The 25509-nt window shown below is 71.8% G+C and carries 21 protein-coding genes; 10 read left to right on the top strand and 11 right to left on the bottom strand.

Annotation, left to right across the window (positions count from 1 at the left end):
• Nucleotides 1-38: 38 nt before the first annotated feature.
• On the top strand, nucleotides 39-419 hold the full coding sequence (locus tag BK819_RS00265) for a VOC family protein (RefSeq protein ID WP_071327416.1): 381 nt from the start codon (nucleotides 39-41) through the stop codon (nucleotides 417-419).
• Between the two features lie 575 nt (nucleotides 420-994).
• Here BK819_RS00265 and BK819_RS00260 read toward each other — a convergent pair.
• Complete coding sequence (locus tag BK819_RS00260) at nucleotides 995-1843, bottom strand: PhzF family phenazine biosynthesis protein (RefSeq protein WP_071327415.1); 849 nt, start codon at nucleotides 1841-1843, stop codon at nucleotides 995-997.
• 26 nt (nucleotides 1844-1869) lie between these two features.
• Complete coding sequence (locus tag BK819_RS00255) at nucleotides 1870-3609, bottom strand: thiamine pyrophosphate-binding protein (RefSeq protein WP_071327414.1); 1740 nt, start codon at nucleotides 3607-3609, stop codon at nucleotides 1870-1872.
• 160 nt (nucleotides 3610-3769) lie between these two features.
• Between BK819_RS00255 and BK819_RS00250 the strand changes: the two genes are divergently transcribed.
• On the top strand, nucleotides 3770-4279 hold the full coding sequence (locus tag BK819_RS00250; protein WP_071328033.1) for a phosphoribosyltransferase: 510 nt from the start codon (nucleotides 3770-3772) through the stop codon (nucleotides 4277-4279).
• On the opposite strand, the gene BK819_RS00245 is transcribed toward BK819_RS00250, so the two are convergent.
• Nucleotides 4280-5818: an ATP-dependent DNA ligase gene (locus BK819_RS00245; RefSeq protein WP_071327413.1), complete on the bottom strand. Its 1539-nt coding sequence runs from the start codon at nucleotides 5816-5818 to the stop codon at nucleotides 4280-4282.
• 101 nt (nucleotides 5819-5919) lie between these two features.
• Here BK819_RS00245 and BK819_RS00240 point away from each other — a divergent pair, with 101 nt between their 5' ends.
• Nucleotides 5920-6300: a hypothetical protein gene (locus BK819_RS00240; protein WP_143049216.1), complete on the top strand. Its 381-nt coding sequence runs from the start codon at nucleotides 5920-5922 to the stop codon at nucleotides 6298-6300.
• Nucleotides 6301-6307: 7 nt separating this feature from the next.
• Nucleotides 6308-11107, top strand: coding sequence for a DUF5724 domain-containing protein (locus BK819_RS00235; RefSeq protein WP_071327411.1), 4800 nt, complete (start codon nucleotides 6308-6310; stop codon nucleotides 11105-11107).
• 22 nt (nucleotides 11108-11129) lie between these two features.
• Here the strand turns inward: BK819_RS00235 and BK819_RS00230 are convergent, their stop codons facing one another.
• The 7 genes from BK819_RS00230 to BK819_RS00200 all read right to left on the bottom strand — a co-directional run bounded on the left by BK819_RS00230 (nucleotide 11130) and on the right by BK819_RS00200 (nucleotide 16255).
• Entirely contained in the window at nucleotides 11130-11900 is a 771-nt protein-coding gene (locus BK819_RS00230; RefSeq protein WP_071327410.1) for an enoyl-CoA hydratase/isomerase family protein, read from the bottom strand.
• Nucleotides 11901-11909: 9 nt separating this feature from the next.
• Complete coding sequence (paaE, locus tag BK819_RS00225; protein WP_071327409.1) at nucleotides 11910-13073, bottom strand: 1,2-phenylacetyl-CoA epoxidase subunit PaaE; 1164 nt, start codon at nucleotides 13071-13073, stop codon at nucleotides 11910-11912.
• The gene (gene paaD, locus BK819_RS00220; RefSeq protein WP_071327408.1) at nucleotides 13073-13576 is read right to left on the bottom strand and encodes a 1,2-phenylacetyl-CoA epoxidase subunit PaaD; all 504 of its coding nucleotides are present in this window, start codon (nucleotides 13574-13576) and stop codon (nucleotides 13073-13075) included. The genes paaE and paaD overlap by 1 nt, the downstream gene beginning before the upstream one ends.
• Nucleotides 13570-14403: a 1,2-phenylacetyl-CoA epoxidase subunit PaaC gene (gene paaC / locus BK819_RS00215; protein ID WP_071327407.1), complete on the bottom strand. Its 834-nt coding sequence runs from the start codon at nucleotides 14401-14403 to the stop codon at nucleotides 13570-13572. The genes paaD and paaC overlap by 7 nt, the downstream gene beginning before the upstream one ends.
• A gap of 53 nt (nucleotides 14404-14456) precedes the next feature.
• Nucleotides 14457-14762 carry a 1,2-phenylacetyl-CoA epoxidase subunit PaaB gene (gene paaB, locus BK819_RS00210; protein WP_062635989.1) on the bottom strand — a complete coding sequence of 102 codons (306 nt, stop codon included), beginning with the start codon at nucleotides 14760-14762 and terminating at the stop codon, nucleotides 14457-14459.
• A complete protein-coding gene (gene paaA, locus BK819_RS00205) occupies nucleotides 14762-15748 on the bottom strand; it encodes a 1,2-phenylacetyl-CoA epoxidase subunit PaaA (protein ID WP_071327406.1) in 987 nt (328 codons plus the stop codon). The genes paaB and paaA overlap by 1 nt, the downstream gene beginning before the upstream one ends.
• 87 nt (nucleotides 15749-15835) lie before the next feature.
• Nucleotides 15836-16255 (bottom strand): pilus assembly protein CpaE, encoded by a 420-nt coding sequence (locus BK819_RS00200; RefSeq protein ID WP_071327405.1) that lies wholly within the window; start codon nucleotides 16253-16255, stop codon nucleotides 15836-15838.
• 89 nt (nucleotides 16256-16344) lie between these two features.
• Here BK819_RS00200 and BK819_RS00195 point away from each other — a divergent pair, with 89 nt between their 5' ends.
• Nucleotides 16345-18471, top strand: coding sequence for a RecQ family ATP-dependent DNA helicase (locus BK819_RS00195; protein WP_071327404.1), 2127 nt, complete (start codon nucleotides 16345-16347; stop codon nucleotides 18469-18471).
• A gap of 9 nt (nucleotides 18472-18480) precedes the next feature.
• Here the strand turns inward: BK819_RS00195 and BK819_RS00190 are convergent, their stop codons facing one another.
• Nucleotides 18481-19248, bottom strand: a complete 768-nt coding sequence (locus BK819_RS00190; RefSeq protein ID WP_071327403.1) for an IclR family transcriptional regulator — start codon at nucleotides 19246-19248, stop codon at nucleotides 18481-18483.
• A 148-nt stretch (nucleotides 19249-19396) separates the two neighbouring features.
• Between BK819_RS00190 and dhaK the strand changes: the two genes are divergently transcribed.
• From dhaK to paaI, 5 genes are all read left to right on the top strand, one after another.
• Nucleotides 19397-20389, top strand: a complete 993-nt coding sequence (dhaK, locus tag BK819_RS00185; protein ID WP_071327402.1) for a dihydroxyacetone kinase subunit DhaK — start codon at nucleotides 19397-19399, stop codon at nucleotides 20387-20389.
• The gene (gene dhaL / locus BK819_RS00180; protein WP_071328032.1) at nucleotides 20389-21030 is read left to right on the top strand and encodes a dihydroxyacetone kinase subunit DhaL; all 642 of its coding nucleotides are present in this window, start codon (nucleotides 20389-20391) and stop codon (nucleotides 21028-21030) included. The genes dhaK and dhaL overlap by 1 nt, the downstream gene beginning before the upstream one ends.
• On the top strand, nucleotides 21027-23576 hold the full coding sequence (gene ptsP, locus BK819_RS00175; RefSeq protein WP_083391594.1) for a phosphoenolpyruvate--protein phosphotransferase: 2550 nt from the start codon (nucleotides 21027-21029) through the stop codon (nucleotides 23574-23576). The genes dhaL and ptsP overlap by 4 nt, the downstream gene beginning before the upstream one ends.
• Before the next feature lie 77 nt (nucleotides 23577-23653).
• The gene (locus BK819_RS00170) at nucleotides 23654-24961 is read left to right on the top strand and encodes a sensor domain-containing protein (RefSeq protein ID WP_071327401.1); all 1308 of its coding nucleotides are present in this window, start codon (nucleotides 23654-23656) and stop codon (nucleotides 24959-24961) included.
• Between the two features lie 106 nt (nucleotides 24962-25067).
• The gene (paaI, locus tag BK819_RS00165; RefSeq protein WP_071327400.1) at nucleotides 25068-25493 is read left to right on the top strand and encodes a hydroxyphenylacetyl-CoA thioesterase PaaI; all 426 of its coding nucleotides are present in this window, start codon (nucleotides 25068-25070) and stop codon (nucleotides 25491-25493) included.
• The last annotated feature ends 16 nt before the right edge of the window (nucleotides 25494-25509 follow it).

Below are 25509 nucleotides of genomic sequence, written 5' to 3'. Positions count from 1 at the left end.
GGCCGACGGGTGACGGAGCCCGACAGGAGGAGTGCGTGATGGACTGGAAGATCGAACTCATCTTCGTGCCGGTCAGCGATGTCGACCGGGCGAAGGACTTCTACGTGAAGATCGGCTTCCACGCCGACCATGATCAGGTGCCGTACGAGGGCCTGCGGTTCGTGCAGATGACCCCGCCGGGATCGGCCTGCTCGATCGCCTTCGGCACGGGGCTGGACACCGGCCTGGCACCGGGGCAGCAGAACACCATTCAGGTGGTCGTCCCCGACGCCGACGAGGCTCTCGCGCACCTGCGGGGTCTCGGTGTGGAGGCCGAGGGTGTGGACGAGCAGGACTGGGGCCGCTTCGTGCGTTTCGATGACCCCGACGGCAACACCTGGACCCTGCAGGAGCTCCCGGACTACAGCGCCCAGGGGTGACGACGATCCCCGGGCCGGGGCGGGGTCGTGTGCCGTCACAGATGCACGACCTCGGGACGGATGCACGACCGGAAACAGTGTGTGGTCGTGCAGATGGAACGGAGTCGTGCAGGTGTAGGTGGGCTCGGCACGCTGGTCCCGTGTCGGGGCGGAGATGCACGACTGGGGACGAGTGCACGACCAGTGGTGAGTGCACGACCAGTGGTGAGTCGTGGTCGGGCACCCGTCACCGTGTCGTCCTCCTGTGCGTCATGCCCACGTGTGCCGTATGTCGCGCCCGGGCGGTCGATGTCTCGTCGGCCGCGACGGATGCACGACCGGGCGACGGATGCACGACCTCGGGCGGGTACCGGTCGTGCAGACGGCCCCGGGTCGTGCAGGTGGAACCAGGGACGTGCAGAGTGGAACCGGGGACGTCCGCGCGGAACCAGGTCGTGCGGGTGTGCCAGTCAGGAAGTGCCGGAGTCGGGAGACGGGTGCACGACCGGGCGACGGATGCACGACGGGGGGAGGGGGTGTGGTCGTGCGAGCGGAACCGAGTCGTGCGCGCGGTCCGGGATCAGGGACGCCGGGGATCAGGGGAGGCGCGTGGCTCCGCCCGACACGACGAGGCCGCCGGAGCCCGGGATCGCGACGCGGAGTTCGCTCGGGCGGCCGACGTGGGCACCCTGACGGATGCGGACGGTGTCGCCCGGATAACCCTGCGCGCGGAGGTAGGCGCCGACCGAAGCGGCTGCGGACCCCGTCGCCGGATCCTCGGTGATGCGGCCCACGGGGAAGAGGTTGCGGGCCTCGATCTCGGCCGGATCCTCGGCGTGCAGCACCGTCACCGTGCCCTGCCAGCCCTGTGCGCGCATGAGGGCCGCCACGTCGGCGGGGGAGAAGCGGAACTGCTGGAAGAGCTCCCGGTCGGCGACGAAGACGATCGGATGCCAATTGCCCGCGAACGCCTCGCGGACCGGGAAGCGCGGGTCGACATCGGCCGGCTCCATCCCGAGGAGCGCGAGGAGGCGGTCCCGCACGACGGGGTCGAGGTCGCGGACCTCCGGCTCGACGCTCGTGAACGACACCGTCACCCGGCCGTCCGCGTCCGCGAACGATTCCAGGGACACGGCCCCTGCCGCGGTCTCGAACACGACCGTCCCCGGACCCTGCCGCTCAGCGAGGGCCACCGCGGTCGCGACCGTCGCATGCCCGCAGAACGGCACCTCCGCGGCGGGCGACCAGTAGCGCACCCGGAAGCGGGAGCCGTCCGCCGCGGCGTCCTGCACGAACGCGGTCTCCGAGTAGCCGACCTCGGCCGCGATCCGCTGCATGTCCGCCTCAGCGAGCCCGTCCGCGGCGAGCACGACGCCCGCCGGGTTGCCGCCGTCCGGCGTCGCGGCGAAGGCGCTGTAGCGCAGGACCTCGGGAGCATCCGTCATTCCGGGAGCCTATCGGCCCGCACGGGTCAGGAGTTCACGCGGATGATCTCCTGCTGGTACGGCGCGATCACGTCGCCGGAGATCCGGAGGTCGAGGACGAGGAAGCGCCGGGTCGCCGGGTCCTCCTCGGCCCACGCGGCGAGGCGATCCAGGTCGCCGAGCGTCCGCACGACGACGCCCTCGGCGCCGACCGCGGCCCCGAACGCGGCGAAGTCGACCTCGGGGATGCGCATCGGACCCTCGGCCAGGCCCTTCAGTCCGTAGAGGTTGACCTCGGCCCCGTACGCGGCGTCGTTCCAGACCACGGCCATGCCGCGGCCGCCCGCCGCCCGCACGGCCGATTCGAGGTCGGCGATGGCCATGAGACCGCCGCCGTCGCCGGAGGTGAGCACGATGGTCGCGTCCCGACGGGCGAGGGCCGCGCCCACCACGCTGGGCCAGCCCTGTCCGATCGACTGGAACGCGGTGCCGATCATCATCATCCGGTCGGGCGCGGCGACCGGCCAGTACATGTTCGCCCAGCCGATGAAGTGCCCGCCGTCCGAGACCACGACGCGGTCGTCGGGGAGGAGCTCGGCGATCCGGCGCGCGGCGGAACGCGGGTCGAGGCGGCCGTCCGGCGCGAGCTCGTCCCCGGGCTCGTACGCACGGGCCGCGGCGACATCGACCGTCTCCCGCCACGGGCGGGTGGGCACAGCTGCGGAGCCTGCGCCCGACACGCCGCCAGAGGCGGGGGTGGCCCCGGCGAGTCCTGTGGCATCTCCGAAGGTGTGCCCGGGGGAGGAGGGGGAGGAGAGGCGGGCGACGAGGGCCTCGGCGGCGAGACGGGCATCGGCGCGCACGAAGCCGCCGACGTGGGCGTGCGTGGCGGCCGGAGCGGTGTCGATCTGGAACACCCGGGTGCCCGGGGCGAAGAGGTCGCCGAAGCGCATCGTGAACTGGTTAAGGCTGGCGCCGAAGACCACCGCGACGTCGGCCGTCCGCACGAGCTCCATCGCCCCCTCGGCGCCGAAGCCGCCGGTGACACCGAGGTCGTACCGGGCGTCCGGGAAGATGCCGCGGCCGAGGGCGGAGGAGGCGGTGAGGGCCCCGGTCTGTGCGGCAAGCGCCCCGAGAGCCTCGCCGGCGCCGGCCAGCCAGGCCCCGCGCCCGGCGAGGAGGAACGGACGCTCGGCGTCGCGCAGGGCGGCGGCGATCTCATCCAGCATGCCCTCGGCGAAGTCCCCCCGCGGGGCGAGCGGCGCGGGGAGCCGGGGCGCCGGGGCCGCAGGCACCGCACCGGCTTCGAGGGCGGCGACGTCGTAGGGGATGGCGAGCACCACGGGCACGCGATAGGTGAGGGCGTGCTCGACGGCGATGACGGTGGTCGCGGCGGCATCGGTCCGCCCGACGGTGTAGGTGCGGGCGCCGACGGCCGAGGCCAGAGCGATCTGGTCCACGTCCCACGGCCGCGGACCCGAGGTCGGCTCGTCGCCCACCACGAGGACGAGCGGCACGTGCGCCTGCACGGCCTCGGCCAGCGCCGTGATCGTGTTCGTGAAGCCGGCGCCGTAGGTGGAGGTGCCCGCGGCGATGCGGCCGGAGGCGCGGAAGTGCGCGTCGGCCGCGACGACCGCGCCCTGCTCGTGGCGGACGGCGGTGAAGGTGGCGTCGGTCTGCGTCTCGAGGGCGTCGAGGAAGTAGGCGTTGCCGTTGCCCATGACGCCGAAGACGGCATCGACGTGCTGGGCGAGGGTGAGGGCGACGTGCGCGGAGACGGAGGGCATGGGGAAGCCTTTCGAGACAGGGACGGAGAAGGGGAATCCGTATGTGTCTCGCCCTCGCGGCGATGCGAGGTGCTTCGTGCCTCTTTTTCAGGCACCGGCGGGGCCGGACCTGCTCAGTCTAGCGGCGGCTCGGACGGAGCGGATGCGCGAGAATGGACCGATGACGGATGCATCGATCGAGCGCGAGACGCTCACGTGGGACGGCTTCGGCGCGGCGACGCGCGATCTGGCGCGGAACATCATCGCGACGGGCTTCGAGCCGGAGGTCGTGGTGGCGATCGCGCGCGGCGGCCTGCTCCCGGCCGGCGCCATCGCGTACGGACTCGGCGTGAAGAACTGCGGCGCCATCAACGTCGAGTTCTACACCGGCATCGGGACCGTGCTGGACGCCCCGGAGGTGCTGCCGCCCGAGCTCGACATGGCCTATCTCGACGGCCGCCGCGTGCTGCTCGTGGACGATGTCGCCGACTCCGGTCGCACGCTGGCGCTCGCGGTCCGGCTGCTGCAGGAGAAGGGCGCCGACGTGCGCTCGGTCACGATCTACACGAAGCCCTCGACGATCATCCAGCCGGACTTCGCGTGGAAGGACACCGACCTCTGGATCGACTTCCCCTGGTCGTTCCGCGGCACGGTGCGTCAGGAGGACGAAGGACTCCCGCCCACGGCCTGATCAGGCGTCGTCCGTCGCACCCCGCCGCAGGGCCAGGAGCGTCTGGATCGTGTCGGCCTCCGCAGCGGTCTTGTCCGGACGGTAGCCCTTGACCCTGGCGAAGCGGAGGGCGAGGCCGCCGGGGTAACGCGGGGACCGCTGCACGCCGTCGATCGCGATCTCGACCACGAGCTCCGGCCGGAGGAACACCGTCGACGCGGAGCGATGGGTCTCGTGCGCCGGGAACTCGTCGGTCTGCCACTGCAGCAGCGCGTCAGTGAGGCCCTTGAACGTCTTGCCCACCATCACGAACCCGCCGGGTTCGCCGAAGTCGCCGCCCGGGTCCCGCGCGCCGAGGTGCAGGTTCGACAGCCATCCGCGGCGGCGCCCCGACCCCCACTCGGCGCCGAGCACGACGAGGTCGAACGTGAGGACAGGTTTCACCTTGACCCACGATTTGCCGCGACGGCCGGCGGTGTAGGTCGAGTCGATGCCCTTGACGAGCACACCTTCGTGACCGGCTGCGAGAGCCTCGCGAGAGAGCTGCTCGGCGGCCTCGGGGTCAGCAGTGACGATGCCGGGCATGCGCCACTCGCCGGCCACCCGCTCGAGTTCGGCGAGACGCACCGCCAGGGGCTGGTCGATGAGGTCGCGACCGTCGACGTGGAGCACGTCGAAGAACCAGGGGCGGAGCGCGAGCTCCCTGGCGGCGTCGGCGCCGAAGCGCGACATGGTGTCCTGGAACGGGCGGGGGCCGCCGTCTTCATCGAGCGACAGCGTCTCGCCGTCGAGGATCACATCGTCGACGGGAAGGCGGCGGACGATCTCCACGAGTTCAGGGACCCGATGTGTCACGTCGGCAAGGCTGCGGGTGAAGACGCTGACGGCGTCGCCGTGGCGGTGCACCTGGATTCGAGCACCGTCGAGCTTGTACTCGACCGATGCCTCGCCGGTGAGCGCGAGGGCAGCGGTCGGAGTCGCCGCTGTGCCGGCGAGCATGGGAAGGACGGGGCGTCCGACCGCGAGGCCGACCGCGTCGAGCTCCTCTGCTGCGCCCGTGAGCGCCACCACAGCCGTCTCGCCGAGGTCCCCCGACAGCATCGCAGCGCGTCGCACGATGTCGGCCGGGCGAGCGGACGCTCTGGCAACAGCCTCGAGCAGCACTCCGGCAAGGGCGCCGGTGCGCAGCTCGCCGAGCAGGGATCGGGAGAGGAAGTCCCACTCGGGAGCTGTCGAGCGCGAGGCGAGATCGGTGAGGACGCGGATGCGCGCGGCGGCCGACCCGGAACCCGATGCCGCTGCCAACTCCTCGAGAGCAGCGTCCACGTCGGTGAGGGTCAGTACCGGATCGTCGCTGTGCGGCGCGTCCAGCGCCGACAGCCCGCGCCATCCGATACCCAATTTGCCCTGTCGCGGTGCCGCGAGGAGGAGACCGACGAGAACGGGCAGCTCCGCGGCTTCCGCCCGCGAGAGCAGGGTCGCGAGGGCGTCGATCTTCGCGAGGCGTGAGGAGGTGGACGCGACCATCTCGGCGGTGGCGGCGACGTCAGCGAGCTTCATCCCCGCAGTCTGGCACCGCGGACGGACATCAGCCCAGGCCCTTGCGCCACGATGTCCCCGCCGCATGCCACACTGGGCGAATGCTCGTCGAGACCGCTGACATGGGAAGACGCACGCTCGGCGAACCGCTCGCGATCCGCGGCGCCGAGGGTGACCTCACTCTTCGCGCGCTGCTGCGCATTCTCGTCGATCACGAACTCGCGGAGTACGCGTCGCATCGCGAGAGATCGGCGGCGCTGCAGATCCTCACGCCTGCCGACCTCGTGCGGGGAGCCGAGAGGGGGCGTTACGGGAACGAGGGGCGCGAGCTGCCACCAGCGCCGGCCCTCGACGACGCCCATGCGAGGGCGATCGAGGCCTTTGACGACCAGCTCTTCTTCGCCTTCCTCGACGATGTCCGGATCACGGACCTTGACGCCACCCATGCGATCGGACCGTACTCCCGCCTTCGGCTGGTGCGCCTCGTCGCTCTGACCGGATAGGACTCCCGTGCTGAGTGCCGACCAGGCAGCCGACCAGCTGCGCGCATTCTGCTCCTGCAAGGCCGGAGCGATGCAGGACGTCCGCGCGCGCGGGCTCACGGCCCCGCGCCTCGCGCGCCGCATCGCCGACAACCTGAACGACAAGAGCGGTGCGCACGACGAAGCGGCGGCCGAGGTGGTGCGCGCCACGTCTCGCGCCCTCGCTGACGAATTCGACACCCTGCACGAGCGGGCGGCGGCGAAGGTGCTGTCGGCCCTCTGCCCGACGGTCGGGGCGGAACTCGCGTTCTGGTGGGACTGGTCCCGGTCACGCCCGTATCTGCAGGATTGGTGGGGCTCGCAACCCTTCCGCTCCTTCGATCTGGCGTCGACGCTGTCCTCCCGCTGGGAGCGGCTGACGTCGCTCATCCGGCACTTCACCCACTACCCGCAGCCGATGACGTGGCACGCCACCTGGCTCCTTCACCTCTCGGAATACACCCATCTCGGTGACCTCCTCGCGTCGGCGGTGGATGCGGGCGACAGCGAGGTTCGTCGCATCCTGGTGGAGAGCCTCACCGGATCGCCGGCGATCGGCGGACCGTCCGCGCACGCGTATGTCGCGCTGCTCGCATCGGCCGACGAAGGCGCCTGGGATGTGGTCGTGGAGCAGCTGCGCGACGCCGGACGCGCGGAAGGACTGCGCACGACGATCCTCACCGCCCTCGACAGCGCCCATCCCGATGCGATCGAACGCGTCCTCGACGTCGTGGTCGATGCGCAGCTCGAGCGTTTCTCGAGCTCGACCCGAGCCGTCGCGGCATGGGTGGGCGAGGAACTGACCGTGCGCGACACCGAGGCCGTGCGCTCCGCACTCGCGACGACCCTGCGCTTTCTCCGCACGCCACCGGACGCCGAGAGTCTCCGGGGCGTCGATCGCGTCGAGGCGTACTTCGGGGTGTGGGCCCTCGCAATACGTGACATCGCGGTCGCGGTCGACGTGGCGACTGCCTTGCTGCGCGACGGGGAGGTCGGGCACCGGATCGCCGCGGCGAGGATGTTGGTCAGACTGTGGCACCCGGCGACCGCTCAACCGCTCGCTCTCGCGCTCGCGGACCAGGAGTTCGCGGTCTTCGCCGCGGCGCTGCAGGCATGGCCTGTCAGCGACGGAACGGCTCAGCGCGACCTGCCTCTGACATCGGAGGCCGTAGCCGCTCTGCGTCGGCGCCGCGCCGAGTCGACCGCCGCGCGCGAGGCGGACATCGGCATCCTGACCCGCCAGAAGGTGTCGATCAAGAGCGCGGCGATCATCGACGTCATCAGCGTCTATGCGAGCGACGAGGAGGTCGATCTCGCTGACGCCTCGCCGGATGTGCGTCGCGCGGCTGCCATCCGATACGGCAGGGACGTCGACCGCTATCGCGCGCCGCTGTTCGCACTTCTCTTCGACGCGTCCTCGCAAGTACGAGGGGCGGCTCGGCGACAGTTTGACGTCGACCGCATCACGACCGCAGAAGCGGTGGAGCTGGAGGGGTCTCTCACGCGCAAGGCGGAGGACATCCGCAAGACCGCTCTCCGGCTGCTGCAGTTGCAGGATGACGAGGAGATCGCGGCATCCGTCAATCGCCTTGCGGTGGGCGCGGCCCTGCAACGTCGGGCTGCCGACGATCTCGCCGCAGTCGCCGGAGTGTCTTCGGCGCCTCCCGTCCAGGAGACGGTCCCCGAAGACGCCAGCGCTGAGGGGCCATATGCGGACCGCCCGGAGGTCCTCCGATTCAGCGTCGAGGAGCGCACCCCCTCCGTGCGTCCCCCCGCTCCAGCCGAGTCGCGCTGGCAGCGATACCACCCGGGAGTGCGTCGGATCTGGCTGTCATTCACGGCGTGGATGGATGAGCACTCAGGCGTGGAGGTGCAGTCGACGACCGGCGTCCGACTTCTCGCGAACCTCTCCTGGCACGAGCTGCGAGCGAACGAGGACGGGAGCATGCCTTTGTCCGAGCTCGTGGATCCCTGGTGGGAGCGCGTGCGCGGAGGGCTCGTCGACGGCGGAGTGGAGCTCGCTCTGCTCGATGTGCTCCATGCGAGACAGGACGCGCTCGGCCTGCGAGTACTCGGAGACATCGGCCGGAGTGCGAGCGACCAGCAGGCATCGTTGCGGTTGTCGCTCCTCGCGAACCTCGGTCGGCGAGAGAGGCGCACATCCTGGGCGGGGCCGATGATGGAGCTGCTCGCGCTCGCCGCGGCCGAGCTGCCGACAGACAGGCTCATCAGCCCGCGCACCATCGAGTTCAGCGAGAACGGCGCCCGCTCCGTCCAGGATCCCCGTGAGCGCAGCGAGTTCGGGAAACCGCTCGAATATGTGGATCCGGCGGCTCTCGACGACGACGAGTTGCGCCGGCTGTGGAGTATCCTGCGATTCATCGACGAGCCCGGCGGCGCGGTCGACCAGTGGGGCGGGCCGAAGGTCGAATGGTCCCCTCCTTTCTCTCGGGGCGTGGCCGAGGTCGCGGTCGATCAACCCTTCCGATTCCGCCCGCCGCTCGCCATCGTGCGCGCGGCATTCGAGCGCGGGATCGCCACCCGCGCCGATCTGGCCGACTGGGCGTTCGTGCGTCCGCCGCTGCGCGATGAGCCGCACGGAACGGTGCGGAATCCGCTCGCTTCGCTCAGCTCGATCACGGGCGCGGCGCCGGCGACGCAGACGGTCGTCGAGGCTATTCAGCGGACGGTCGTCGAGCTCGAGTTGCCCCGTGGTGATCTCATGACGCCGTATTCACGGATGGCGACCTCGCTGGAGCGGGCGACCGGGACCGAGACTCTGGTCGCGACGCTCCGAGCGCTCGGTCGTCGTCCGTTCGAGCGCAAGTCGATATCACCTGCCGACCGTGAATCGGTTCTGTCGCACCTCGTCAGAGTGCATCACCCCGCGCCGGACGAGTCCGCGGAAACGGCGCGTCGTGCTCTCGCCGGCTCCCAGATCACGGAGACCCGCATCGTCGAGACGGCGATGTATGCCCCACAGTGGGCGGAGGTGTTCGAGCAGTATCTTGGCTGGCCGGGATTCGCCTCGGCGGTCTGGTGGGTGCACGCTCACACGCCTGTGGACACGTATTGGCTCGACGGCAGCATTCGCGCATACCGGGCGCGGGAGATCGCGCAGCGCACGCCGGTGACGACGGAGGATCGGTACCGCGGCTGCGCGGACGCCGCGTGGTTCCGTCGGATGCGCGCCGAACTCGGTGACGAGCGGCTCGACCGCGTACTCAAGGCCGCGAGATACGCCTCCGTGTCGGGGGAGCACAAGCAGGCCGAGCTCTTCGCGGACGTGCTGCGCGGCCAGATCGGCGCGGACGAGCTGCTGACCCGCATGCACGAGAAGCGGCACCAGGATGCCGTCCGTGCCTATGGGCTCCTGCCCCTGCCGGAGCGGGAGTCGGACGTCCTTCTGCGTCGCTACGAAGTGCTGCGCGGCTTCGTGAGTACAGGGAGGTCCAATGGTCCTCAGCGTCGCGCCGCCGAGACGGCCGCGGTGCACACCGCACTGGAGAATCTGGCGCGCGGCGCCGGCTATCGCGATCCGCAGCGGCTGATCTGGGCCATGGAGGCGCGGACCGCCGCCGATCTGGCGCAGGGGGCGGTCGTCGCCGTCGACGGCGACGTCACCGTCAGTCTGTCGATCGACGAGCAGGGGATGCCGGTGATCGGGGTCGACCGTGCAGGCAAGGCGCTCGCCGCCGTGCCGTCGAAGAGCCGCAAGGTCGAGGCGATCGCGGCAGTGACGAATCGGGCCAAAGAACTCAAGAACCAGGCGCGGCGCATGCGGTCGTCTCTCGAGGCGGCGTGCGTGCTCGGCGACGTTTTCGACCCCGAGGAGTTCGTGCTCCTGCGCGATCACCCCCAGCTCGGCAGGATGCTGGCCGATCTCGTGCTCGTCGACGCGGAGGGGAGGGTACGTTTCCTCTCCGCCGATGGTGATCATCTCGTGAGCGTCGATGGGACGACGATCGAGCCGCTCGGACGACTGCGCATCGCGCATCCCGTTGATCTCCTCGCGAGCGGCGACTGGCCCGACCTGCAGCACGCGATCATGATGCGCGGACGCCCGCAGCCGTTCAAGCAGGTGTTCCGCGAGCTCTACACGCCCACCGAGAACGAGCGTGGCGAGGGCGGAGTATCGTCGCGCCGTTACGTCGGGCATCAGATCGACGCACGTCGCGCCTCCGGACTCTTCGCCGCTCGGAACTGGGTTCGGTACCACGGGAACGGCTTCGAGCGCACCTTCCACAACGAGAAGATCCACGTCTTCTGCAACGTCGAGGACGGCTGGGGGACAGCGGCCGAGGTCGAAGGCGCGACGATCAACGACGTGCGGTTCGGGCCGGTGGGATCGTGGCGGGCGATCGCGCTCGACAAGGTGCCACCGAGGGTCTACTCCGAGGCGATGCGCGACCTCGATCTTGTGGTCTCGGTCGGGCACGCGAGCGGTGTCGATCCCCAGGGGTCGGAGTCGGCGGTCGAGGTGCGCGCGCGCATCGTGGATGAGACGTGCCTCATGCTCGGAATCGTCAACGTCGAGGTGTCCGGCCACCACGCGCGCGTGACCGGAGCGCTCGGCACGTACTCGGTACATCTCGGCTCGGGCATCGTGCACCTGATCCCCGGCAACACCTTGTTCGTCATCCCGGTCGGTGCGCAGCACCGCGGGCGTGTCTTCCTGCCCTTCGTCGACGACGATCCGCGGACCGCGGAGATCGTCTCCAAGGTCGTCATGCTCGCGGCCGACGACAAGATCAAGGACCCGACGATCCTGGGTCAGTTGGTGCGGTGAGCGCAGCCCCGGCCATCGTCGGTCAGCGCCCGCGGAACTCCGGCTTCCGCTTCTCCTGGAACGCGGCGAAGCCCTCGCGGTAGTCTTCCGTGTCGCACAGGGCGGCCTGCGCCGCGTTCTCGACGTCGATGGACTCCCACAGGGTGAGGCGTTCGTCGCGGATGCGGGCGACGAGCTCCTTGCTCGCTCGGAAGGCGGCTGTGGCGCCGTGGGCGGCCTTCCCCGCAGCGGCCGTCGCGGCGGCCTGCACCTCGTCGTCCGGGAGCACCTGGGAGAAGAGCCCCGAGCGCACGGCTTCGGTGCCGCTCATGAGCCGGCCGGTGTAGATGAGGTCGAGCGTCTTGTGCGCGCCGAGCCGGTCGAGGAACAGCGCGTGCCCGCCGGAGTCGAGGGTCGCGCCGAGTGCGGCGAACGGGGAGCCGATCTTCGCGGACTCGGCGACGTACACGACGTCGGTCGCGATGAGCAGGCCGAGTCCCACGCCCAGGCAGGCGCCGTGCGCGACGGCGAACGTCGGCGCCGGGAAGCGGGACATCCGCTGCAGCAGCGGTGTCACCCGCCCGCCGAGGTAGCCGAGCACGTCGTCGTCGCGCGGATCGACGGCGGAGATGTCCCGACCGGCGCAGAACGCCCGCCCTTCACCGCGGAGCAGCAGCGCGCGCACCCCGGCGGCCTCGGCATCCCGGTACGCGGCGTCGAGCTCCGCGAGGGCGGCCTCGTCCAGGGCGTTGAGCTTCGCGGGGGCGTCGAGCACCACGGTGGCGACGTCGTCGGCGATGGCGAGATCGATCATCAGGACTCCTCAGACGTCGTAGTCCACGACCACGCGGTCGCTGGTCGGATGGGACTGGCAGGTGAGCACGTAGCCGCGCTCCAGCTCGTCTGGCTCCAGGGCGTAGTTCTCGGTCATCGTGACGCTGCCCTCGATCACGCGCGCGCGGCAGGTGCCGCAGACGCCACCCGCGCATGCGAACGGCGCGTCCGGCCGCACCCGCAGTGCGGCGTTCAGCACCGACTCGCGCGCCGCGACCGGGCTCTCCACCGTCGAGGACACGCCGTCGAGGTTCACCTCGATCCGCACCGTCTTCTCGCCCGAGCGCACCGTGACCGGCCGGGCGGCCCGCACCGGCTCGTCGCCGGTCGTGAACAGCTCGAAGCGCACGTGCTCGCGGGGTACGCCCACGTCGGCCAGCACCTCCCGGCAGAGGTCGACGAGCGCGAGCGGTCCGCACAGGAACCACTCGTCCACGTCGGCCGGGTCGATCAGCGCGTCGAGGATCGTCCGCAGTTTGGGCTCGTCGATGCGGCCGGAGAGCACCGGCGCGGTCCGCTGCTCGCGGGACAGCACGTGGTGCAGCGTGAGCCTCGTCGGGTAGCGGTCCTTGAGGTCGGCGAGGTCTTCCAGGAACATCACGTCCAGCGTCGACCGGTTCGTGTAGAGGAGCGTGAACCGCGAGGTCTGCGACCGGGAGAGCACGGTGTGCGCGAGAGCCATCAGCGGCGTGATCCCGGAGCCGGCCGCGATGCCGACGACGTGCTTCTCGTCCAGGTCGTCGAGGCCGGAGGTGAACGTGCCCTGGGGGCTCATGACGTCGATGCGGAAGCCCGGGTGCAGGCCGGTCTGGGCCCACGTGGAGAACGTCCCGCCCTCGTCGCGCTTCACGGCGACGCTCAGGCGGGTGGGCGCCCCGTCGGTGCGATGCTCGGGCGCCCGGCAGAGCGAATAGGAACGCCGCACCTCCACGCCGTCCAGCGTCGTGCGCAGCGCCACGTACTGCCCGGGGAGGTGGTCGTAGTCGTCGGCGAGCTCCGCGGGCACCGTGAAGGTCACCTCGACGGAGTCCTCGGTGAGCGGCCGGACGTCCTCGACCTCGAGCGTGTGGAACCGGGCACGGCCGCGCGCCCGGGCGGGGGAGGCGGGGGAGGGCGCCGGCGTCGTCGCCGGGCCGGGGGAGAACAGCGACATCAGTGCACCTTGAAGTGATCGAAGGGTTCCAGGCAGGCCCGGCACTCGTACAGCGCCTTGCACGAGGTCGAGCCGAAGCGGGAGACCTCACGGGTGTCGAGCGAGCCGCAGCGAGGGCAGCGCACGCTGAGGGCGAGCCGGATCGGACCGGCGGGGACGGCCGCACGGCCGCTGGGCGGCGCGATCCCGTAGGCGCGGAGCTTCTGCTTCCCGGCGTCGCTCATCCAGTCGGTGGTCCACGCGGGGGAGAGCACGAGCCGCACCTCGACGTCGGCGAACCCGGCGGCCGTGAGCGCGAGCACCACGTCGTCGCGGATCGTGTCCATGGCCGGGCACCCGCTGTAGGTCGGCGTGATGTCGACGACCACGCGCTCGCCGCGGAGCTCGACCGCCCGCAGCACCCCGAGGTCCTCGATCGTGAGCACCGGCACCTCCGGGTCCGGCACGGCGGCGGCGATCCGCCACGCCTCGGCCTTCGCGTCGGCGGTGGTCCGGGTCACCATGACGCCCCCGGGTGCCGTCGCGCCAGCACCTGCATCTCGGCGAGGATGTGCCCGAGCGGGGTCGCGTGCGCGCCGTTCCGGCCGCCCGCCGCCGACGCCGACACCTGCGGGACGGTGAGCTCGGCCTCCGCGAAGACGGTGGCGATGACCGCGTCGAACGGTGCACGGAGGGTCGACGGGCGCACGGCGACGTCGCCCAGTCGATCGATCAGGGATTCGTCGCGGAAGAGCTCGTCGACGTAGGGCCACACGTCCGTGAGGGCACGGATCATCCGCCGCCGCGACTCCTCCGTGCCGCCCGCGAGGCGCAGCACCCACTGCACGGCGTGGTCGCGGTGGTAGTCGACCTCCTTGAGCGCCTTCTCCGCGATCGCGGCGAACGTTGGCTCGGTGCTCGCACGGAGGGCGGTGTACAGCTCCACCAGGTAGACCGAGGCGACGAGCTGTCGGGCGATGGTCTGCGCGAAGTCGCCGTTCGGCTGCTCCATGATCCAGGCGCTGCGGAACTCCGGCTCGTCTCGGAAGTACGCGAGGTCGTCTTCGGAACGGCCGTCCCACGTGCCCGCGAAGTGCAGGAAGGAGCGCGCGTGGCCGAGCAGGTCGAGGGCGATGTTGCCGAGCGCCACGTCCTCCTCCAGCTCAGGGGCCCGGGAGATCCAGGCGCCGAGCTGCTGCGACAGGATGAGGGCGTCGTCGCCGAGCCACAGGGCGTACTCGGCGATGTCGGCGCTCGCCGCGGTCGTGCCCGCGCCGGCCAGTTCCTCGCTGAGCCTCAGCTCGTCGACGGAGACGTCGCCGTGTGCCTCCCCGTGGACGTCGCCGACCACCTGAGCGGAGCCGGTTCCCGGAGCCTGGCTGGGTCCCTGAGCTTGTCGAAGGGTCACAGGTGCGGCACCCCCTCGGAGGCGGTGTAGTACACCGCGTGCCGGTAGTTCTTGCCGGCGGGACTCTCGAAGTACGCCCCCTTGGCATCGGGGTCGCTCGTGGTGATCGCCTCGGCGGGGACCGCCCAGATCGACACGCCCTCGCCCCGGCGGGTGTAGAGGTCGCGCGCGTTGCGGATGGCCATGTCGGCGTCGGGGGCGTGCAGCGAGCCGACGTGCACGTGGCTCAGCCCGCGGTTCGCCCGCACGAAGATCTCCCACAGGGGCCACGGTTCGTGTTCGACGTGTCCGGGGGTCGCCATCACGCCACCGCCCCTTCAGGGGTCAGGCGGGAACGCTGCTTGCGGGCGTACTCCGCGGCGGCCTCCCGCACCCACGCGCCCTCGTCGTGCGCCGTGCGGCGGCGCTCCAGACGCTCGGCGTTGCACGGGCCGTTGCCGCGCAGCACCTGGAAGAACTCGTCCCAGTCGATCTCGCCCATCTCGTAGCGACCGGTCTCCTCGTCGAACCGCAGGTCCGGGTCGGGGAGGGTGACGCCGAGGATCTCGGCCTGCGGCACGAGCATGCCGACGAACCGCTGACGCAGCTCGTCGTTGGAGAAGCGCTTGATCTTCCACGCCATCGACTGGGCGGAGTTGGGGGACTGGTCGTCGGGCGGCCCGAACATCGCCAGGCTCGGCCAGTACCAGCGGTCCACCGCGTCCTGCGCCATCTGCCGCTGCTCGTCGGTGCCGCGCATGAGCGAGAGCAGGATCTCGAACCCCTGGCGCTGGTGGAACGACTCCTCCTTGCAGATGCGCACCATCGCGCGCCCGTAGGGACCGTAGGAGGCGCGGCACAGCGGCACCTGGTTGCAGATCGCGGCGCCGTCGACGAGCCAGCCGATCGCGCCCATGTCGGCCCAGGTGGGGGTGGGGTAGTTGAAGATCGACGAGTACTTCGCCGTGCCGGAGATGAGCTGGTCCATCATCTCGTCGCGGGTGATGCCGAGGGTCTGCGCGGCGGAGTAGAGGTAGAGCCCGTGCCCGGCCTCGTCCTGCACCTTCGCCATGAGGATCGCCTTGCGCTTGAGGCTCGGGGCGCGGGTGATCCAGTTGCCCTCGGGCTGCATGCCGATGATCTCGGAGTGGGCGTGCTGGGAGATCTGCCGGATGAGCGTCTTGCGATAGGCCTCGGGCATCCAGTCGCGCGGCTCGATGCGCTGCTCGTTCGCGATCAGCTCGTCGAACAGGCGTTCCTCGTCGGAGGTCTCGCCGTCCACGAGGGACAGGTCTGCGGGACTGGTCATCGTCGACTCCTCGGGCTCCGGTCCTTCTTTACTGACCGATCGTTAGGTAATTCTGACACACGCGACGGCCCGATTCAACAGGGCGTGTCAGCGGGAGCGCGAGATCAGCGCCAGCAGCGCGCGGCCGTAGGCCTCCGCCGGGTCCGGGTGCTCGAACCACAGGGGAGCGCCGCCGAGCTCGATCTCGACGCGGAACGTGTCGGGGAGGCGGGTGAGGGCGCGGAACGTCCCGCGGAGCAGGTCGCGCAGCTGGTCCTCGCGCGGCAGCCACACCGCATCGGCGAGCGTCACGGCGTCGAGCGCCCACTCCGTCGTGCCGTTGAAGGCGAGATCCGTCCCGGCCGGCGTCTGCCGCGCCTCGATGGTCATCGCGCTGACCGTGAAGACGTCGGCCTCCGCCTCCAGCTCCACCTCGTCCGGCAGATCGAGCTGGAAGCGGTCACCCTCCGTGGGCTTCCAGTTCAGACCGGCATCGCGAAGCGCGACGGCGAGTTCGCGGGTGATCATTCCTCCACGCTACGGCCTCCACGGCGGTCATCCACCGAGACCGGGCGGCGGTCGGAGTCCTGTCGGAGGTCTGCGGCAGAGTGGACGGTATGACCTCCCCGACTGCCGTGCCCCTCCGTGAGGCCGCCCGCGCCGCTCTCGGCGAACTCGTCGGCCGTCCCGACGTCGACTTCCATGCCGGCCAGTTCGAGGCGATCGAGGCGCTGGTGGAGGGGCGTCGCCGCGCGCTCGTGGTGCAGCGCACGGGGTGGGGGAAGTCGGCGGTGTACTTCGTCGCGACGCTGCTCCGCCGCCGGCAGGGGGCCGGCCCCACCGTGCTCGTCTCTCCGCTCCTGGCGCTCATGCGCGACCAGATCGCCGCGGCCGAGCGGGCGGGCGTGCGCGCCGTGGCGATCAACTCGACCAACGCCCACGAGTGGGCGGAGGTGCAGGAGCGGCTCGCCGGAGACGACGTGGACGTGCTGCTCGTCTCGCCGGAGCGGTTGAACAACCCGGCCTTCCGTGAGGAGCAGCTGCCCGCGCTGGTGGCGCGGCTCGGCATGCTCGTCGTCGACGAGGCGCACTGCATCAGCGACTGGGGGCACGACTTCCGCCCGGACTACCGCCGACTGCGCGACCTCATCGCGCAGATGCCCGCCGACGTGCCGGTGCTGGCGACGACCGCGACGGCGAACTCCCGCGTGGTGGCCGACGTGGCCGAGCAGCTCGGGGCGCTGCCTGGTGGCGCGGGCGGAGCGGAGGCGGTGCCCGTGCTCACGATCCGCGGGCCGCTCGCCCGCACCTCGCTGCGGCTCGGCGTGCTCCGCCTCAAGGACTCGGCGAGCCGCCTGGCCTGGCTGCTCAGCCACCTCGACGACCTCCCCGGCAGCGGGATCATCTACACGCTGACGGTGGCGGCGGCGGTCGACACCGCGCGGTTCCTGCGCGACCACGGCCACGACGTGCGCGCCTATACGGGGCAGACCGACCCCGAGGAGCGTGCGGAGTCGGAGGGCATGCTCAAGCGCAACGAGGTGAAGGCACTCGTGGCCACCAGCGCCCTCGGCATGGGGTTCGACAAGCCGGACCTCGGGTTCGTCGTCCACCTCGGAGCCCCGTCCTCACCCGTGGCGTACTACCAGCAGGTGGGACGAGCGGGGCGTGCCAGCGAGAGCGCCGACGTGCTCCTGCTCCCCGGTGTCGAAGACCGCGAGATCTGGCACTACTTCGCGACCGCGTCGATGCCCGATCGGGAGCGTGCGGAACGGGTGATCGCGGCGCTCGGCGACAGCCCGATCTCGACGCCGGCGCTGGAGGCCCTCGTCGACATCCGCCGCACGCCGCTCGAGCTGCTGCTGAAGGTGCTCGACGTGGATGGTGCCGTGCGTCGGGTGCAGGGTGGGTGGGTCGCGACGGGACAGCCGTGGACGTACGACGCCGAGCGCTACGAGCGCATCGCCGCCGAGCGGGTGGCGGAACAGGAGCACATGCTCGAGTACGAGCGCACGGACGGCTGCCGCATGGCCTTCCTGCAGCGGGCTCTCGACGACGACACCGCGGCTCCCTGCGGCCGGTGCGACAACTGCGCGGGCGTGTGGTTCCCGGCGGAGGTCGCGCAGACGGCGAGCGTGCAGGCGGCGGCCTCCCTCGACCGGGTCGGCGTGCCGGTCGAACCGCGTCGCGCGTGGCCGACAGGGGCCGACCGCCTCGATGTGCCGGTGCGTGGCCGCATCCCCGCGGGGGAGCAGGCCGATGAGGGACGTGCCCTCGCCCGGCTCACCGACCTCGGCTGGGGCGGCACGCTGCGCGAGGTCTTCGCGGCAGGCGCCCCGGACGCCCCGATCAGCCCGGCGCTGCTGCAGGCGTGCGTGCGCGTGCTCGCCGGGTGGGGCTGGGCGGAGCGGCCGGTGGCCGTGATCGCGATGCCGTCGCGGTCGCATCCGCAGCTCGTCGACTCCCTCGCCCGCGGGCTGTCCGAGATCGGGCGGCTGCCGTACCTCGGCGCGCTGGAGTGGCGGGGCGGAGGGCCGTCGGGGCAGGCGGGCGGGAACAGCGTGTTCCGGCTCGCGGGGGTGTGGGACCGGTTCGACGCGGCGCATCTCGAGGTCCCCGCCGGTCCGGTCTTGCTCGTCGACGACCTCATCGACAGTCGCTGGACCCTGACGGTCGCAGCGCGCGCGGTGCGGCAAGCCGGGGCCACGGCCGTGCTGCCGTTCGCGCTCGGCCTGCGCGGCTGACCACCGTCGTCAGTCCTCGGCGGGGGCCACGGGCGGTGGCCAGGTCGTCGCGCCGAGTTCGCGGGAGATGTTCCGTGCCGTCTCGCGGAGCGCGTGCATGACGGTGTCGGATGCCGGCGCCTCCGCGGTCGGCAGCACGACGGCCACCGCGGCGACGATCGTGTTCGAGGCGTCGGCGATCGGCGCCGCGAGGGACGACTCGCCGAGGACGGCCTCATCGCTCTCCGCCGCCGTCCCGCGCTCCGCGATCCCCGGCAGCTCGAGGGTCAGTCGGGCCACGTCGGTGATGGTGTCGCCGGTGAGGCTGCGCAGGGGCTCGGCGAACACGCTCTGCTGGAAGCCCTGGTCGTACGCGAGGAGCACCTTCCCCATCGCGGAGGCGTGCGCGGGGACCGCCATCCCCGTCTCCAGCATCTGCGGGCTGTCGTCGGGGCGGAGGTTGTGGTGGATGACGAGGACGTCCGTGAGGTGCGGGGCGCCGAGACGCACGGACAGCTCCGTCCGCCGCGCCAGGTCCTGCGTCCAGCGCATCGCCCGCGCCCGCACGTCCAGGGTGTCGAGGTAGACGTTGCTCAGTCGCAGCAGTGTGGGGCCGAGCATGTACCGCTGTCCGCCGCGCTCCTTCGCGACGAGGCCGTGCGCGCGCAGCGACTTCACCAGGCCGTGCACGGTCGACGGCGGCAGGCTCAGGGCCGCGGAGAGGTCCGTGATGCCGAGGTGGCGGGCGCCCTGGAGCAGGTCGAGGATCTTCGCCGCGCGGTCGATCGCCTGGATCATGCGCGTCCTCCTTCCGGTCGTCGTCGAGCCGGGTCTCCGGTCGCCGGATCGATCTTGACAACCCGGCAGGCTCCGAGCATATTCGACATTGACGAATTCCTTTCGGATTTTCGCTCGAGACTCACGCCGCATCAAAGGAGATCGCAGGATGAAGAAGCTCATCAACGCCCCGGAGGACGTCCTCGTCGAGTCCCTGAAGGGCGTCGCCGCCGCGCACCCCGAACTCTCGGTCGACCTGGAGAACCACGTCATCACCCGAGCGACACCGAAGGAACAGGGCAAGGTCGCCGTCGTCTCCGGCGGTGGATCGGGCCACGAGCCGCTGCACGGCGGCTACGTCGGCACCGGCATGCTCGACGCGGCCGTCGCCGGCGAGGTCTTCACCTCGCCCACCCCCGACCGCGTGCAGGTCGCCACCCAGGCGGTCGACCGCGGGGCGGGTGTGCTGCACATCGTCAAGAACTACACCGGCGACGTGCTGAACTTCGAGATGGCCGCCGAGCTCGCCGCCATGGAGGGGATCGAGGTCGGCACGGTCGTCGTGGACGACGACGTGGCCGTGCAGGACTCGCTCTACACCGCGGGGCGGCGCGGCGTCGGCCTCACGGTCCTGCTGGAGAAGCTCGTGGGGGCGGCCGCGGAGGAGGGCCGCGACCTCGCGGCCGTGGTCGACCTCGCGAAGCGCATCAACGGTCAGGGACGCTCCATGGGCATGGCCCTCACCAGCTGCACGGTCCCCGCGGCGGGCAAGCCCACCTTCGACCTCCCCGACGACCAGATGGAGATCGGCATCGGCATCCACGGCGAGCCGGGACGTCACCGTGAGCCGCTCGCCCCCGCGTCCGAGATCGCACGGCAACTCGTCGAGCCGATCTTGGGCGACCTCGACGCCACCGGGCCCGCGATCGTGATGCTCAACGGCATGGGAGCCACGCCCCTGATCGAGCTCTACCTCATGTACGGCGAGGTCGCGTCGATCCTGGAGAAGTCCGGCGTGCAGATCGCGCGCAACCTGGTCGGCAACTACATCACCTCCCTCGACATGGCCGGGTGCTCCGTCACGGTGCTGAAGGCGGACGACGAGCTGCTGCGCCTGTGGGACGCACCGGTGAACACCCCCGGCCTGCGGTGGGGCGCGTGATGGCGGCCGTCGACACCGACGTCCTCGTCGACTGGATCTCCCGCTACCGGGAAGCCGTCACCGCGCAGCGGGACTGGCTCACGGAACTGGACTCCGCGATCGGGGACGCCGATCACGGCGCGAACATGGCGCGCGGCTTCACGGCGGCCGGGGAGAAGCTCGCGGCGACGACGCCCGCGACGATCGACGAGCTGCTCAAGTCCGTCGGCATGACCCTGGTGAGCTCGGTGGGCGGCGCGAGCGGCCCCCTCTACGGCACGTTCTTCCTGCGCATGGGGATGTCCGCCGGTGCGGTGACGACGCTCGACGGACCGGCGCTCGCCGCCGCGCTCCGAGCGGGGCTGGAGGGCATCGTCGCGCGGGGCAAGCCCGAGGCGGGTGACAAGACCATGTTCGACGCCATGGCTCCCGCGGTGGACGCCTTCGACGCCGCCCTCGCCGGAGGAGCCGATACCGCGGCCGCCGCCAGGGCGGCGGCGGCTGCCGCGGATGCCGGGCGCGACGCCACGGTACCGCTCGTCGCCCGGAAGGGCAGGGCGAGCTACCTCGGTGAACGCAGCGCGGGCCACCTCGACCCCGGTGCCGCCTCGACGGCGCTCCTGTTCGAGGCGCTCGCGGCGGCCCTCGCGGACGCCGGATGATCGGGATCGTCGCCGTCTCGCACAGCGCCCGGCTCGGGGAGGCGGCGCTCGAACTCGCCCTGCAGATGGTCCCGGGCGGCGGCGTGCCGGTGCGTATCGCGGCCGGGGCGGGCGTGGACGCCGACGGCGCGCCCATCCTCGGGACGGATGCCGTCGCGGTGTCCGCGGCGATCGACGAGCTCGCCGCCGAGGTCGACGGCGTGCTCGTGCTGATGGACCTCGGGTCGGCCGTGCTGAGCGCCGAGCTCGCGCTGGAGCTGCGCAGCAGCGAGGTGCCGGTGCGGCTCGCGCCCGCGCCATTCGTGGAGGGGCTCCTCGCCGCGGTGGTGGGCGCGGCGGCCGGGGGCGACCTCGATGCGGTCGCCGCTGAAGCCGCCTCGGCGCTGGCCGCGAAGACCGGTCAGCTCGCCCCGACGGACGATGCGACGGCAGAAGACACCGAGCGGTCGCCCGCGGAGCCCGCTTCTGACGGGCCGAAGCCGGCCGGGGAGACCGTCTCCCGTCGTGTGCGGGTGCGCAACCCTCTCGGCATCCATGCCCGACCCGCCGCGCTGATCGCGGAGTCGGCGGCGGGCGCGGACGTCCGTCTGCGGCGGCTGCCGGACGGCCCGGAAGCCGCCGCCGGGAGCCTGACCCGGTTGCTCGCACTCGGCGCGCGGCAGGGCACCGAGATCGAGCTCACCGGTCGAGGCGCGGACGCGGAGGCGGCGATCGACCGCCTGGTCTCGCTCTTCGAGGGAGGGTTCGGCGAGGGCGTCGAGTCGGACGAGGGCGCCGCCGGAAGCCCCGGAACCGCACCCGCGCCCGCGCGCGACACCGCCCGGGACGACCAGGAAGGAGCCCGGGCCGACGACGAGTCGGCGCCGCCGCCGGAGATCGTCTCCGGGACCGTGCTGCAGGGCCGCGGCGTCAGCCCGGGACGGGTGGCCGCGAGGGCGGTGTCCCTCGCGCCGGCACTCCCGGAACCGGATGTCGAGACCGTCGTCCCGCCGGAGGGCCGGGAGGCCGAGGTCTCCACGATCGAGTGGGCCGCGGTGGCCGTCGCCGATCAGCTGCGTTCGCGCGCCGAACGGGCCCGCGGGGAGGCACGGGCGATCCTGGACGCGTCCCGGCTCCTCGCCTCCGACCCGGAGCTCGTCGCCGAAGCCACCGCCCTCGTGCGCGCACAGGGGCGCACGGCGGCGCGAGCGGTCTGGGAGACGTCCGCGGCGCACGAGGCGGCGCTCACGGCTCTCGGCGGGAGGATGGCGGAACGAGCCGCCGACATCCGTGACGTCCGCGACCGCATGATCGCCGAGATCCTCCGGGTGGACATGCCGGGAGTCCCCGAGCGAGACGAGCCCTTCGTCCTCGTCGCGAGCGACCTGGCCCCCGCCGACACGGCAGCGCTGGACGGCGGGAGCTGCGTCGCTCTCGTGACCGCGGACGGCGGGCCCACGTCGCACACGGCGATCATCGCGCGGGCACTGGGACTGCCTGCCGTGGTCGGGGTGCCAGGGGCGACCGGCATCCGCGAGGGCGCCATGCTTCTCGTCGACGGCGATCGCGGCACGATCCACGTCGATCCGGACGAGGCGGAGATCGCCGAGGCGCGGGCCGCGGCGGTCGTGGTGACCTTCGACGGACGGGGCCGTCTCGCGGACGGGACCCGCGTGCCCCTCCTGGCCAACGTCGGAGGAGCGTCGGATGCCGGGAGCGCGGCCGCGGCGCACGCCGAGGGGGTCGGGCTCTTTCGCACCGAGTTCTGCTTCCTCGACCGGACGGCGGCGCCGAGCATCCAGGAGCAGGTCGAGGCCTACCGCGGGGTGCTGCGCGCATTCCCCGGGCGGAAGGTCGTCGTGCGCACCCTGGATGCGGGGAGTGACAAGCCGCTGCCGTTCGCGAACGACGACGACGAGGAGAACCCCGCGCTGGGCGTGCGGGGTCTGCGCCTCTCGCGTCGCCGGCCCGCTCTGCTCGACGACCAGCTGCGCGCGCTGGCCAGGGCTGCCGATGCGGAATCCGCCGAGGTGGAGGTCATGGCCCCGATGGTCGCCACGGTCGACGAGGCGGCGGACTTCGCGGCGCGGTGCCGTGCCGCGGGGCTGGACAGAGCGGGGATCATGATCGAGACCCCGGCGGCGGCGCTGCTGGCCGCCGAGCTGTTCGAGGTCGTGGACTTCGTGAGCCTCGGGACCAACGATCTCGCGCAGTACACCCTGGCCGCGGACCGGCTGTCCAGTGCGCTCGCCGATCTCAACGATCCCTGGCAGCCGGCGGTGCTGCGGCTGATCGGGACGGTCGGGGCCGCGGGACGGGCGGCGGGAAAGCCGGTCGGGATCTGCGGGGAGGCGGCCGGGGACCCGGCACTCGCCCCCGTGCTCGTCGGGCTCGGCGCGACCTCGCTGTCGATGACGCCGCGCGCCCTCGGGCGGGTGGCGGCCGCACTCGACGCGGCGGACCCGGACGAGTGCCGTCGGGCGGCCGAAGATGCGAGCGGCGCGGCGACCGCCGCGGAGGCGCGGAGCGCAGCAGCTCTCGTGCTCGGCGGAGGCCAGACGGGCTGAGCCGAACCGCTGTCCGACCGCTACTCTTCCCTCAGGGGGCGCCGTGTCCACGGCGCACATGATCATGCGGAGGGTTCATGTCGGCGACGGCACACGACGGAGGGAAGCTGCGAGGAGCGGCGCTCCTCGCAGCGGTGGTGGCGGGAGTGCTGGTGGCGCTCCCGGGGTGCGCGGCGACGCCGGAGGCGACACCCACGGCGACCGCATCACGGGCGCCGGAGACCCCGACCCCCACTCCCGATCCCTATGCCGGGCCCCTCCTCTTCGTCGGCGACGAGCTCGACGCGTTCGCGCTCACGCCGGAGGAGGTCGCGCAGCTGTTCCCGTCCGCTCCGCCCGCAGCCGTGGTCGACGACACGCTGCTGCAGTACTCGGACGGCGGCGGGCCCGAGTTCAGCCCCGCGGTCTGCCTGCTGCTGACCGTCGAGACGTCGATGCGCAGCATCGGGGCGCGCACGGTGCCCTGGGTGGACGAGGACGACACCGGGAACAGCGGCAAGCAGGAGATCCTCCAGTTCGCGTCGGAAGAGGTCGCCGCGGCACGAATGGACGACCTCCTCTCCACCGTCGAGCGGTGTGCGCAGTTCGACGCACAGGGTGCGGGCACCTTCGCGGCGGTCGCTGCGCCGGAGACCGACGGGGTGCGCGCGTTCGGCGGCACCCTGGACCTGGGGTCAGGGGACGGCGCCTGGCGGGCGCATCATGCGTTCGCCGCCGTGGGAAACGTCATCGTGCACGTGTGGCAGCCCGCCCTCGACGGCTCGGAGTTCGACGCGGAGCGCGCGGCACTGCTCGTGCGCGACCGCGCCCGCGAAGCGAAGTCCGCACTCGTCGAGAAGCTGACGGAGAACCCGCCTACGACCGAGACTCCGGAAGCCGCGGATCCCGGCGCCCCCTGGAGCGAATGGGAGATGACGGCGACGGGCGTCGGACCGCTCGAGCTCGGGATGCCCCGCGAGGATGCGCTGGCGGCGATCCCGGGGGCGACCGCTCAGCCCACCGGTGGCACGCACACGCTCGTGCGCCTCGTGAGCGCCGACGGTACGAGCACGCTCCTGCTGCATTTCACTGACGACGGCACGACCCTCGCAGCGGTCACCGCCGGGATCGCGAACGTGCAGGGTGACCTGGAGCCCGACGGTGCGGTCCTTCCCGCCACGGGCGGGCTCCGCATCGGTGCCCCGCTGTCGGACGCCGTCGCCGCTTTCCCGGAGGGCACGTTCCTCCGCGTCGTCTCGTCCGCGGAGTTCTTCTACGAGTGGTCGACGAGGGAAGGCGGCACGATCCGCTTCCGGGCGGACAGGGACTACGAGGACCCTGCTGCAGTGATCACGGGCGTGACGGTGGAGGACGCGGCGCTCTGGCCGCCGCTCGACTTCGAGTGACGCATGGCATGATCCGCCGACCTCCTTGCGTTACTGACCGATCGTTCAGTTAGTATGGGCGGACGGGACGCGGTCGTCCCGTCCCAGCGCGACGAGGAGGTCGGCGATGACGGAGGCGACGGATACGGCGGAGGCCGTGCGGCCGAACCGGGCCATGATGGAACGCGACCGGGCCTCGGCGATGCTCGGGCTCGTCGTCGAACGCGACGACCCGGGGCACGCGGTCGTGTCCATGCGCGTCCGTGACGACATGACCAACGGCTTCCAGATCACCCACGGCGGGCTCGTGTTCGCGCTCGCCGACACCGCCTTCGCGATCGCCTGCAACGAGGACGACCGGGTGACGGTCGCCGCCGGCGCCGACATCTCGTTCCTCAAGCCCACCGTCGCGGGGCAGACGCTCACCGCGACGGCCGTCCGCCGCACCCGCAGCGGTCGCTCCGGCCTCTACGACGTGACGGTCGTGGACGAGCAGGGCGACGCGGTCGCCGAGTTCCGCGGGCGCTCCCGCACCACCTCCCGCACCTTCTGATCCCACCCGTTCCGAG

The sequence above is a fragment of the Microbacterium sp. LCT-H2 genome (assembly GCF_001866135.1).
In the GTDB taxonomy this organism is placed as follows: Bacteria; Actinomycetota; Actinomycetes; order Actinomycetales; family Microbacteriaceae; genus Microbacterium.
This window is presented reverse-complemented; position numbering and strand designations above follow the sequence as displayed.